Below are 12,950 nucleotides of genomic sequence, written 5' to 3'. Positions count from 1 at the left end.
ATCTATGGAAAAATTATCTCATGGATCAGTTATAGAAGTAAGGCACCATATTGTAAAGCGCTTACAATAAAAATCCTATTATAGCAGTAAAAGTTATAGTATAAATTTTGTATAGTAAGTTACTAATATGTATAAATGGAAATAATATGTTACAATTAAGATAAATGTAAATTTGCTTTATGGGAGTGATGATAATTGACTGCAGTCTTTACTAAAACTTAATAAAACCTATAAATTTTCTAATAAAAATATGTTATCTGAAGTAGTAAAAGTGAAACGGGGGATTTAGTTGAATGAGATTGATTTTTATGTAGGTTTAATAGATGAAGAAGAAGTTAATAATATACTGAAACTATGCAATAAAAGAGTTATGTCTGATAACCTTGAATTAAAAAAAACTAAAATTAAAACCATTTTTAGAGGCATTGAACAAGTAAAAAAAGGTAAGAAAACAATGAATAATCCATTTTGGGTTTGCATTTCAAGGCATAAATTGGATTTGCCATTGGATTTAACTGAGAAAGAACTTATTAACTATCTAAATGAACAAAAAGATCAGATACCTGATTATAAAAAATTTGCGAATTTAAAGCTCAGATTTTCTGATAAGATGCAGGGATATTTAGAAATGATAGAAAAAAATATTGAGGCTAATAGATATATATTTGATTTTGGATTAAACTTTCAAACCGCAAGCGAGGTTCTAGAATATTTTAATAAAGTAGCATATTTAAATAATAAAGAAGAATTGATTTCATTGATGGATAAGTTTTACACGATTGCAGTAAAGAATGGTTTAATCGAAGATGATATCAAGGGAATTGATAATATAGAGAATTGGACTTTATTGGATTTATATTCAGAAGTTAGTAATACTAATGCACCTGAAAAATTTATAATAGAATATTTGTATATTAAATCCCATTCTGATATTAATAAAGATATTTTAACTGTATTTACTGTTGATGTTTTAATTGGGATATTACTTAAGTTTTCAACACACAAATTTGTAAAAGATGAAAGTGAGATAAATAAATACTTACGTGAAATAGATATTATTAAAGAAAACATAATCAAAGTTGAACAAGAGAAAAAGGAAACAGATAAAAAATATAAAAAAGTCCTTAAAGATGCTCAAAAAGATATATCTAACAAAGAAGTAGAATTAGAAAATTTACGAAACAAAATAAATACTCTCGAAGAAGAATTAAAAGAAGTAGCAGTACAAAAGGAAAAAATAAACACTTTAATTAATAATAACAGTGAACTAAAACAATCATTAAGTAATAAAAAAATAGAATGTGAAGAACTTAAGAGAAGCATTAAGGAAATGGAGCTATATTGTGAATATGCATTTGGATTAAATGAAACCAATAATAAAAAAATATTTGGAATAATATATTCAAGTGATATGGATGTTAAAATAACAAAAAAAATATTTAATGAAGTAGTATTTATTGCCTCGGATAAATGGAAAGAAAAAATTAATGGTATAAAAACAGTATATATACAACAGCAGGGGATTACTACTAGAAAACTAAATGAGATTAAAAAATATTGTGCAGATTGTGGCATAACAAATAGAGTCATTCCTGTTGACAATGAAAAAACACTTATAGAACAAATATCTATCTTGAAGCATGAACATAATTTAGGGGGAATATAAATGGAGTATTCACAAGAACATAGGGCTAGATTAATGAAATCAAATGATTGTTATATGGTCGGAATATTGGCTGAGGGAGAATCATACTATCCACCTTTAGGAGATGAACAAGAGGCGATTACAACTCTTAAAAATAGCAACAGTTTGATATTTTATATTAAACCATTGAGTGTAGATCCTCAACCTATTACTGAGATAATAGACCCTAACTTATCAAATCCTTTATATATTGGTATAGACAATGATCAAAATAATGTAGTTAAGCCTATGACATACAAATTTACACAAGATGTTAGAGAGAAGAAAAGGATATTATATGAGAAGTTAAAAGGAAAGCTTATATTGTTTAAGCCTAAAATTACATTTTCCAGGGAAGACAAGACTTATAAAAATTTAATTATTATTAATATTGAACCCGACGTGAAAATTGATAAAAATATGGAGTTTATACCTATTCCTGTAGTAGATATGAGGAACTCAGAATTTCAGCAGAAATTATTAGATGGAAGCAGCATTATATTAGAAGATTTTAACCATGCAATGTATCCACCAGAATATATTATTTGTAACAATTATCTATACTTCAACTTTCCTGAATGGACAAAACACTCTAGTGACTCTAAAGCTTGGATGTGTGAAAAGTATTCAGACAAAGTAAACCGTTTAAAAATTGATACAAGTAATAGCGAAATACGTGGCGGAGATAATATTATTTTTATTGATAAACAATTACTATACAAGATGGAGAATGAAGGTAAAGTTGAAAAGATTTCTGATTCTATAGAGGAACTGCAATATACTGAAAGTAAATTGGATGAGAATATATATGATGATACTAATAATAGTATATCTAATGGAGAATTTGAATTCATTGAGACTTTTAAAGAAACTACTATCCTCAATAACTTATGTTATTCAATAGAGGATTTAATAAATTTGCATATATGCGTTAAAACAAATCCATTAACTATATTAGCGGGTATGTCTGGTACAGGAAAATCTGAATTAGCAAATTCCTATGCTAAAATGTTAAAAGCATCGGAAAAAGATGGAACATTATTGTTTCTTCCTATAAGCCCATCATATACTGAGCCAGGAGATATATTAGGATTTTTAAATAATACCACAGGGTTATATATACCATCTGAAACAAGACTAGTTGATTTCCTTATTCACGCTCAGAATAATTCTAATCTTATGCATTTAGTAATATTTGATGAAATGAATCTATCTCAAGTTGAGCATTGGTTTGCTCCATTTATTTCCCTTTTAGAACAAAGACCTGAAGAAAGAAGATTATATCTTTATAGTCCTGAAGCACATTGTATAAACAGAAAGGCATACCCAGGATATATAATAATTAATGATAATGTAAAGTTTATTGGGACCGTAAATATTGATGAAACTACTAAAGATTTTTCTGATAGGCTTCTCGATAGGGCAAACATTATTAATTTAAAAAAAGAAAAATTAGCAAAACTGCAAGTTGAAATGAGTGAATTAGGTCTTAAAAGCTTAGCGTATGGGAATTTTGAATGTGATAATGTTGCAAAATATCAATCATGGACAGCAAATAATAATTGGATAGAAGCATATTCACATGAAGAAATAGAATTTTTAGATGAACTTCATAATTTATTAAATAAATATGATGTTCAAAAGGGTGTTTCATTTAGAATTGCTAGAAAAATTGGTGAATATCTTTTAAATATCCCATCAGATACTATTGGTAATAAACTCTTGTCAAAGGATGTTGCATTTGACATCCAAATTAAACAGAGACTTATTACAAAAATAAAAGGAACTGAAAAACAATATGGTAAGTTAATTGGTCTAATAAAAGAAAGAGATAATAATATCCCTTTAAATAGCGAACTGTTTAACTTCTTTGATTCAGATAAAGCATCTAAAATTAGTTCATTTACACTTACAAAAAATGAGATTATTAGAAAAGCCAAAGAACTAGGAGTATATGGATATGCAAACTAAGGTGACTTTTTTTGTGTACAATAAAAATGATTATTCAATAGGAAATCCTCAAATAGTAGTAATTGACGAATTTACAAAAGAAGATTTAGGTGATAATGTTGCTACATTTAAGGAATATAATAAGATAGTTGTATCATTTGAAAGTACAGACCCTAATGCCATACTAATTATAGACAGTAGTACATCTGAAATGCCGGTGAAGTTGACTACAAATGATAAATCTCTAGTTTTATCTGGAGCAGGCGACCATGATATTATGCTAACTCCTGGGTATTTTGGAATACAAGTGGTTACTACAGATGGAATATATAATGGATTATACTTGATTGAGCCTACTTCAGTATTATGGAATGGTTTAATTAATCTTAGAAATCAACTAGAGAAAGTAATGGTAGGACTTTCTCAAAATCTCTATATACAAAGAATGACAGGACAAAAGAATATATATGGTGATAATGATTATTCTTTAAATAAATTGTATTCGTATATTATAAGTAACATAGACACAGTGTTTAATATTATTGAAAGTATAATTAAGAATCCGCTTTCAGATATAGATAAGCTATATAAGGAACAACATTATTCAGTGAGACAGGACATGAAAAGTCAAAAGTGGTTAAGTTCCAAAGGAATAAATAAAAATAAAAATTTATTCGTTCCAGATGTCGTTTATGAAAAGCATACATTTTTAAATAGAAATATAGCTGAAAACCAATGGATTAAAAAAATATTAAATAAAACAATTGAAATACTTTGTGACATGGAAAGTAAGTACATTGTTATATTAAATGAATTTTCAAAAAAGATTTATTTAAAGGAAATAGATTTAACAGAAATAACATTGAAACATAACAGTATTTTTAATGATTCAATTATAAGTCCAGATCATAAATATAGTGTTCGTAAGGAAAAAGAGTTTATAGAAACTGAATTAAATAAATTAAAATCAAACAGAGCATTTATTACTGATATAATATCAAATCTAGAAAAAACAAAGGCAATATTTCTGCACTTTTTAAATGAAACGTGGTTTAGAGAGATATTTGGTAATTTATCATTGACTAAGGTTAGTCAAAAGATGTTAAAAGACAACAGATATTTTGTAATTTATGATTTTTACAGAAATTTAATTTCGCTTGAAAACAACGAAAGCATAGATAGAAAGCCATACTTTCCAAGTAAAAAGACTTCTAAACTTTTTGAATACTATGCGGTAGTAATGGTAATAGAAATATTACAAGATTATGGATTTGATTGGGAAAGCGGTTGGCTTAGAGATATGATAAACGAGGAAATATTTAATGGTGAAATTCCAACTAATGAACCTATTATTTTTAGCAAAGATAACATTATTTGCGAACTGTTTTATGAAAAGGAAATAAGGCAAAATATAGATGTTGTGTCTAATGGCATAAGTGATTTTATAAGAATGAGTGCAAGACATTATAAGCCAGATATATTGATTAGCTTATTTGATAAGGAAACTCATGAGCTAAAAAAAGCGGCAGTAGTAGAAGTAAAATGTTCAATGAGTAAAAATCTACAAAGTAGTAAGGGACCAACAAAAGCAATAGAACACGCTAAAGACTATTATAGTTTTTGTTATTATGATAAAAATAAGCCTGGAAAAAATAAAACAAGAAGAGAAGTTATAGAGGAAATAATAATCATTTATCCTAAACAAGATAAGAAAATAATTTACGACTATAATGATATTAACTTATCTTTTATTCAGGTAGAAGCATTAGAAAATCAGGATATAACCAAGCATTTCGGGTATGATGAATTAAAGAAAGAACTTAAAGAGTGCTTGGAGTTATTTTAATTCGCAAATATACTATCAAAAAGAGCTGCAATAAATTAAGGTATATTAGTTCTAAAGGAGCAAGTCTTGCACAGATTGGTAAAAGCCTTGAGGCTGAAGGTATTCTCACAGCGGTTGGTAAAGGAAGATGGAGGTTGGAAACTCTAAAGAAGATATTGCAGAATGAGAAATATATTGGTGATGCTCTTTTGCAGAAAACTTATACTATGGATTTTCTTATTAAAAAGCGAGTAAAGAATAACGGCATTGCTCCACAGTATTATGTAGAAAACAACCACGAAGCTATCATTCCACGTGAACTTTATATGCAGGTTCAGAAGGAAATGGTAAGGAGAGCGAATCTTGACAGCGGAGCGGATCGGAAGAAAAGAGTCTACAGCGGTAAGTACGCATTATCGAGCATTGTTTACTGTACAAAGTGTGGAGACATCTACCGCAGGATCGCATGGAACAATAGAGGCAAACACTCGATTGTATGTAGATGTGTCAGCAGGGTGGAACATGGTCCAACAAGTTGTGATTCACCAACTATTCAAGAGATAAATTTGCAAAATGCAGTGGTCAAAGCCATTAATCTTGTATTGGATGACAAAAGTAGAGTGATTACAATTCTGCAGGAGAACATTGAGGCTGTTATTAGGCAGGAAGGTGAGTCATTGGTAAATGAATTGATGCGCGACTAGAAGAGTTGCAGAAAGAACTTCTGAGGCTTGTAAATACTAAAAAGGATTACAACAGCGTAGCTGATGAAATATATCGCCTACGTGAAGTGAAGAAGGAGGCTTTGGTTCAGGGCGCTGAAATGGAAGGATTAAAAAAGCGCATTAGTGAGCTTAGAGAGTTTATAAACAGCCAGTCTAGATACGTTTCGAAATATGATGAACAGGTTGTAAGAAGGTTTATCGAAAAGGTAACAGTGTATAATAATCGATTTGAGATTAAATTCAAATCAGAAACATCAATAGATGTAGAAAGATAGAGAGAACAAATATAGTGTGTCCTACAGAATTATACTCTGTGGGATATTTATTTGTATTGGGCGCAATAGTAGGATTGTATTTTGAAATTAAATAACTTATAATGGAAAAAAATGAAGTATTAGGAATAGTAGTATCTAATATTATAAAGGAACTATATGAAAAATTGGATATCAGTATATAAAGACAGTTACTTCTATAGTATTTCATCCCGTATTTTTAAAATGAAATCGCAAAAAGGGTGCATTGTTCTTCGAATAAATAGTAGAGATGGCGGATATGATATATTTTGCTTATAAACAAGATTTTGTAATAAAAAATATAGTTAGAATTCATCAGATGAAGAGCAACGTAAACAGTTATGATTATGAAATCACCTTCGATATACTCAACCAGATGAATGAATTTAGGGTAATGAATGCTTTTTTAAGAACAATATTGCAAATATGTAAGAACAAGCTTGATAGCTTTAGAGGTAGAAATTAATATGGAAAAACTTAAGCATTTGTTTGGAAATAGAAAAATAAAAGATGATTAGAACTGCCCTTGCGGAAGTGGAATTAAATTTGCTTCCTGTTGTAAAGGGAGAGCATTGAAAGTAGTTGATTCATCCCCAAAACCTGTTGATATACGGATAATGGAAAGGATGCGTTCATCGATGAAGAAATTATGTATGCACCCTGATCAAGAACATTGCAAAGGAAAAATAAAAGCAGCTCATGCACTGCAAAATAATAAAATCATTTCGCTTTTAGCAGGTACTGATCGTCATGTATATACGATGAATGCAAAAAAGAAACCATTACTTATTCCTGTGTCTGGTGATGAAGTGGTTCTTATTGTTGAACTGAGTAAAACAAGCGCAAATGACGCTACAACAGAGACCTGTTTTTGCGATTTACATGATAATACTGCTTTTGCAGCAATTGAAAAAGGAGCACCGGATTTTGATGAAACAAGCGAGGAAATGAAATTTACATATGCATATAAGGCATTCATTTTTGAGTATTATAAGCAGAAAATAGGTTTTGACATTTTTAAAAGTAATTTCAAGGAGAATCCTGTGGCATTTTTATATGTGGATATGGTTGGGATGTATAGAATGCTCCAATTAAAAGAGAAAGAGTTTGAACTGATTAAGTTACACTATGATGAACAGATAATGGCTGGTACATTCGATGGACTAGTGACATGTGTAATCAATATACCAGAACGGATTATATTTGCTGACTATGCGTACATTGCACCTGGGTATGATATGAATGGTAAGAAGATAAATCATACAGTGAAGGGAATTATGCATAGAGTAACTATTACAGTTTTTCCTGAAGTTAATCAATCATGGTTATTATTAAGCTGCCTTAAAAGTGAGCAATGTATCTATGAAATGTTGTTCCAGCAGCTCAAAACAGCTTCATTGTCAAAATTAAAATTTTACTTAAGTTTGCTGTTGCCTTTGTATTCTGAAAATATAGTTTTAAGTACTGAGTTATGGGAGTCTTGGGATGAAGACGTTCAAATGGCATATACCTTTTATGCTAATTTAAAAGGGAAAGATGCAGTATTAATGGAAAAAGGAATAGGTTTTGAATTGAAGAATGCTGCTCGTAGAAAATCTGATGATGTATACAACATTTCACCTAAAATTAATCTGTTTTTATAAGGAATTTATAGTATCAAAAAATATTAGAAACATACTAATAAATTATACTTGGGAGTCGCGCAAAAGAGGAGGTTTTTTTATAGTGAAATATTTACCTAAGTTTATATCTCTTACAATTATATTTATTATCTTAATTAGTGCTGGACTTCCTGTACTGTATTTTGCGACATACCAATTAATAAATCATACTGATACATCAATATATACAAGATATGCAACTGATAATAAATACGAGGAAGATATTTTCTTTAATGAAAAAGTCGAAGAAAATACAGGAATCTTAACTGAATTAAAGGAAAATATTGATGAAATGGGTACCATAAAAAGTAAACAGGATTTTGCTAGGGTCTTATCCGTAAATAAAGACAAGGTAGAACAGATTATTAATGGCAATAGTAAGTATAAGAAATATTTGAGTGATCAAGGTAGTTCTGTTAATGAATTGCTTGAATGGAGTAAAAAAACTGCTGAATTGGATGATAATATTCTACAGTTAAGTTTATTCTTGATATGTATAATTTTTGCAGGGACCACTGTGATTATTTTTAAGTGCCGAAAAACATTCTATTTTATTGCAGGTATTATATATACCATAACAATAATGTCAATGTTTTCAGGAGGGATTTCAGATTATCTTGTTCTGAAAGCTATGAATGTATTTTTGAGCTTAGGTAGACAAACTCTATCGTATCAGGATATGGATACAATAAAAACGATATTTATTCAAGCATATAAAGAGAGCATGGTAGCATTTATTATTTTTGATACTATAATTCAGTTATTTCAAGGAGATATGGAAAGAAAGAGAAAAGAAGAGATACAATATATTATATATACATTAGACTATCAAATAAATTTTTTAGAGAAATATAAGGATGATGATTATAAATATACTACTAGGCTTAGAATCCCTGTTACAACATTACTAAAACAGTGTCTGAAGAAGCAAAAAAGTTTAGAAAGAAATTTTAATAAGGCGGGCAAAAATGCTTTTAATAATAGTAGAATAACAAATGAAAAAAATAATATCGATAAATTAATAAGTTATATAAATAAAATTATTAACTTCAATGAAGCTCGTACTACAAGAGAATACATTGGAATTTTAACAGAAATAAGAATACTAATGTATGTATTACATATATATGGAGACTAATTTATAAGGCTTTGGAAGTATTAAAAAGGATTGCGGTACTGTTGTGAGAATTGCAAGTAATAGAAGTTTAATTTCTTGTATTGCAGACATATTTGGAGTTTAGTATGACGTTGGTAGGTCTTATGGTAGCAATGAATTTCCAAGAATACAGTTAAAAGAGGTTTTAAGAATATGACTAGATGCTATTTCACTAATTTGCAGAATATCACTATGAGTGAATTGAGAGCTACCAAACATAGTATTAAAGCAGCTGTAGCTTGGATAAATTTTAAATACTATGGGGAAATATTTTTTGAATTGTTGAGTAGAGGAGTTAAGATAAAAATTCTTTTAAATGATGATGAAAATAATCAAAGGTATCTTAGTGATATTGCATTTCTTAATAGTCAAGGTGCTCAAATTAGATTAGTACGGTATTCTGGAATCATGCATCATAAGTTTTGTGTTATAGACAAGTTAAAGTGTCTCTTTGGTTCCTTTAACTGGACAGAAAGTGCAAATATCAGGAATATTGAAGATTTAAATATTTGTGATGAAATTGCATTGGTGAATAATTATCTCCTTGAATTTAAGGCGCTTTGGGAATTAAGTAAATCTGATATAAAGCTACTTAGAAATCCATTACGGTGCAACTGTTGTAAAGAACCTTTGGTTAACATTCTATTTATGGAACAAGAGAACGATTATCAAACAAAAATAGATGTGATACAACAGTGTGCTTGTGCACAAAAAACAATATTTACAGATTATTATGATATTGGTATATATAATAATTATCTTGGTGCAGTACAGCAATTTGAGGATGACATCTACATGGCTAAACAGAGTGGTGATGAAATATTTTATTATCAGCTTGTAAGTCAGCAAGATTTTATTGTTGCAAATTATCTTTCTTTGGTGAGACAAAATAGAATGGGATGCCCAATCATCCATGCTGTTGGTGTGAAAAGGCGGGAATGGTTTAATAAGCATGATCAAGATTATTGCTACGAAATTATATGGAAAGAACGAAATACAATTAACTATGTTGAAAACGAGTATCCTATTCTCTAAGGCAATGGAGAAATACCAACTGATTTACTATGTGACAGTTATAGAAGACTGGGGAATTATTATTACAGGTACTGAAGGTAAAGAGTATATTTTTAAAGGCTCACTTTGTGGTGGGGAGATATTGCAGATATGGATTTAACTTATAATTTTACCTGTTAATTAGTTGTTAGAGTATGAGGGGTGTAGAGGAGGAAGTATAGAATGAATTTCGATATTAGAGAGTTTCAAAAAGAACTAGTACATCAAAAAGTATATGACACTTGGCAATATGTAGATAGTTTAAGGGAGATTCTTACGTATATGGAGTTATCATATCAACTGTTAGTAAATGTTCATAAAAACAGAGTAGATTCATTAAAAGCACAGCAATCAAAGATTTTACAACAAGCAGTCGAATTTGGTTCTGCATCGTTAAAAGAAAGTGATTTGCATTGTACAGATTTGAAAATTGCAGGATTAGATGTTGATGATAGTATTTTTTTAAGAAAAACTATAGTAGAGTTTTTTCACTATGCAAGAATGAGTGTGGATATTATGTTTCAAATTATTAATGCTGCTTTGTTTGGAGATGAGTCCTTCGAGGTAATGGACAGGCAGCTAATAAAAAAAGTAAACAGTAAGTTAGACACAATTTCATCATTCGCAAATTTAAAAACATTGTTGGATGCCAATAAAGTTAATCAAACCTTTTTATATTTACAAGCATTTGACAATTACATTAAGCATATTAAGACAATTCTTGTTACGGTAAAGACTAGCTTTATCATAGGTTCTAATGATGAATTTCTAATTAAAGATTTCATATATGATGGAACAATCTATCTACAGGTAAATGCTTTGAATAAGGTTAAAGAAGTAAATGATTATGTTCAACAAAAAGCAGAGGAGATTCTAACAGAGGTCAAATATCAGTTACCAAACTGTCTGAACAATAGTCAGAGAATCCAAAACATCAGTTTTAAGCAAGTTATGAAAGAGAATGCTCAATCTAAAGCTGTCGAATATATATCATTCTTTATTGATGTTGAGAATGATATAAGTGAGCTGCCTAATAAAATAAAGGTATTGCCGTTGTTATTAAAACCAAATGATGATATATATAGCTTCGATTTTAGATTTAAAAAAATTTTTATAAGGAAAAAAGGTACAGAAGAAGATGGAATAGTAGGGTACGCAGAACTTAAAAACGGACTAGAGACAAACGAATTTTATAGAATTTTTGAAGTTCATCCATGTAGTATTGATGAATATCATAAATATATTATAAATTTTGTAAATGATTACCCTCAGGTAACAATGAATTATTTTGCTATGGAGGGTACCATTATTATTTGTAAAGATTAGATTGATATGCTCCTACCTACCGTTAGTGTGCCACAGCAGGAAACTCTGAAAAGACTTGAGTAAAGTATTACTTTTATGGTAATGAAAAATAATTAAATAGAGCAATAAATTGGAATTTATTAATGGGAAAACTTCAGTGAATAATAATGCCTTTGGTATAAGAGAGCTTTAAGGAGGAAATATGGAAGAGAAAGAAATAGATGATAAAATTTACCGGGTTGTTCGAAAAAAGGGCAAACATTTGGTTAATTCGAAGAAAAAAGATGGAACCCTTAGTGGCCTTCAATTTGACGATGTTGACAATTCGATGAGCGGACCAATTGAATTGATTGAGGTAGACAAAGAGGAGATACAGAATACTGTAGTTATTCAAGAAAGGCCTACTTTTGGTCAAATGATTATTGAAGAAGTTGTAGTGCCAATAATCAGCGAAGCGGTCCAAAAAGGGCTGAATATCGGATTCAATTATTTTGAAAGATGGCTTGAAGAAAACGCTATTCCTAAAACAGAGAAAAAGGTAAATGAATTTAGAGGAAATGCAAAGATCTTAATAATTGGAGTTAGAGATGGTCTTGCAGGTAAACAAACAAAAGCAGCTGGATTAATAAAGGAAGTTGAAGACCAGAAAGCAAACGGCACACATAATGTTGTAATTGAGAATGTGTCGGTTGAAACTGCGAAGGAAGAAAGACATAACTCAAAAGAGTATAAAGAGGCCAGAAGTGTGGAAGAAATTCAGGCGCTTATCAATGCTATGAGAAATAGTGCGTTAACATTAGCATCATGTGTAAGGATACTCACAAATACAGTTGTGAAAGACAAAGGAGAAAGTCTAGAATTACGTCTTGAAATGCAAAAAGAAATTGAAAGTCTTACAACTCAAGAAATGATGGGACAAATAAATCAATTACTGGAAGATAAAAATAGAAACTTGCTCGATCAAAGCTCTTTGATGATGCTTGCCGCTTTCAGGGATGAGAACTTTATTGTAGCTGGTGAACATGTTCCTATAAAATGTTTTTTTGAAAATTTCGAGTAATATTTGGGTGAAAAAGAAAAAGTAGGTATATTAAGCCAATAGAGAAATCGTTTTGTTCAATTAAATGTTTTGTAGTACAATTTAATAGGTATATTCTGATAACTTCTGCTTATAATTTATTAAAGAGATGCAAATTCTCTTTACTCATTGTAAATACCCTCATATTCAAATCTTTTTGATTGAAAAAGAAAAGTGACAGGACATAAACTGATTTGAAAAAAGAGGTAAGAACTTTATT

General features: G+C 29.7%; 11 protein-coding genes. All 11 read left to right on the top strand.

Annotated features, from left to right (window positions below; translation table 11 throughout):
- Positions 1-289: 289 nt before the first annotated feature.
- The 11 genes from ACPWSR_RS16930 (at position 290) to ACPWSR_RS16880 (ending at position 12,712) form a co-directional block, all read left to right on the top strand.
- Positions 290-1,666, top strand: coding sequence for a hypothetical protein (locus ACPWSR_RS16930; RefSeq protein WP_426349401.1), 1,377 nt, complete (start codon positions 290-292; stop codon positions 1,664-1,666).
- A complete protein-coding gene (locus tag ACPWSR_RS16925) occupies positions 1,667-3,655 on the top strand; it encodes an McrB family protein (RefSeq protein WP_426349400.1) in 1,989 nt (662 codons plus the stop codon).
- 13 nt (positions 3,656-3,668) lie between these two features.
- Positions 3,669-5,480 carry a hypothetical protein gene (locus ACPWSR_RS16920; RefSeq protein WP_426349399.1) on the top strand — a complete coding sequence of 604 codons (1,812 nt, stop codon included), beginning with the start codon at positions 3,669-3,671 and terminating at the stop codon, positions 5,478-5,480.
- Positions 5,462-6,163, top strand: coding sequence for a recombinase family protein (locus ACPWSR_RS16915; protein ID WP_426349398.1), 702 nt, complete (start codon positions 5,462-5,464; stop codon positions 6,161-6,163). Before ACPWSR_RS16920 ends, ACPWSR_RS16915 begins: the two co-directional genes overlap by 19 nt.
- Positions 6,164-6,168: 5 nt before the next feature.
- Entirely contained in the window at positions 6,169-6,459 is a 291-nt protein-coding gene (locus ACPWSR_RS16910; RefSeq protein ID WP_426349397.1) for a hypothetical protein, read from the top strand.
- A 268-nt stretch (positions 6,460-6,727) separates the two neighbouring features.
- Entirely contained in the window at positions 6,728-6,943 is a 216-nt protein-coding gene (locus ACPWSR_RS16905; RefSeq protein ID WP_426349396.1) for a hypothetical protein, read from the top strand.
- A gap of 172 nt (positions 6,944-7,115) precedes the next feature.
- The gene (locus tag ACPWSR_RS16900) at positions 7,116-8,120 is read left to right on the top strand and encodes a hypothetical protein (protein WP_426349395.1); all 1,005 of its coding nucleotides are present in this window, start codon (positions 7,116-7,118) and stop codon (positions 8,118-8,120) included.
- 82 nt (positions 8,121-8,202) lie between these two features.
- On the top strand, positions 8,203-9,276 hold the full coding sequence (locus ACPWSR_RS16895) for a hypothetical protein (RefSeq protein ID WP_426349394.1): 1,074 nt from the start codon (positions 8,203-8,205) through the stop codon (positions 9,274-9,276).
- A gap of 210 nt (positions 9,277-9,486) precedes the next feature.
- Positions 9,487-10,329 carry a phospholipase D-like domain-containing protein gene (locus tag ACPWSR_RS16890; protein ID WP_426349393.1) on the top strand — a complete coding sequence of 281 codons (843 nt, stop codon included), beginning with the start codon at positions 9,487-9,489 and terminating at the stop codon, positions 10,327-10,329.
- A gap of 201 nt (positions 10,330-10,530) precedes the next feature.
- Complete coding sequence (locus tag ACPWSR_RS16885) at positions 10,531-11,673, top strand: hypothetical protein (protein ID WP_426349392.1); 1,143 nt, start codon at positions 10,531-10,533, stop codon at positions 11,671-11,673.
- Between the two features lie 181 nt (positions 11,674-11,854).
- Positions 11,855-12,712, top strand: coding sequence for a hypothetical protein (locus ACPWSR_RS16880; RefSeq protein ID WP_426349391.1), 858 nt, complete (start codon positions 11,855-11,857; stop codon positions 12,710-12,712).
- Positions 12,713-12,950 lie beyond the last annotated feature (238 nt).

Source organism: Alloiococcus sp. CFN-8, assembly GCF_049943125.1.
Taxonomy (GTDB): Bacteria; Bacillota; Clostridia; order Clostridiales; family Clostridiaceae; genus JAEXZL01.
The sequence above is the reverse complement of the archived record's forward strand: the minus strand, read 5'-3'. Positions and strand labels throughout refer to the sequence as shown.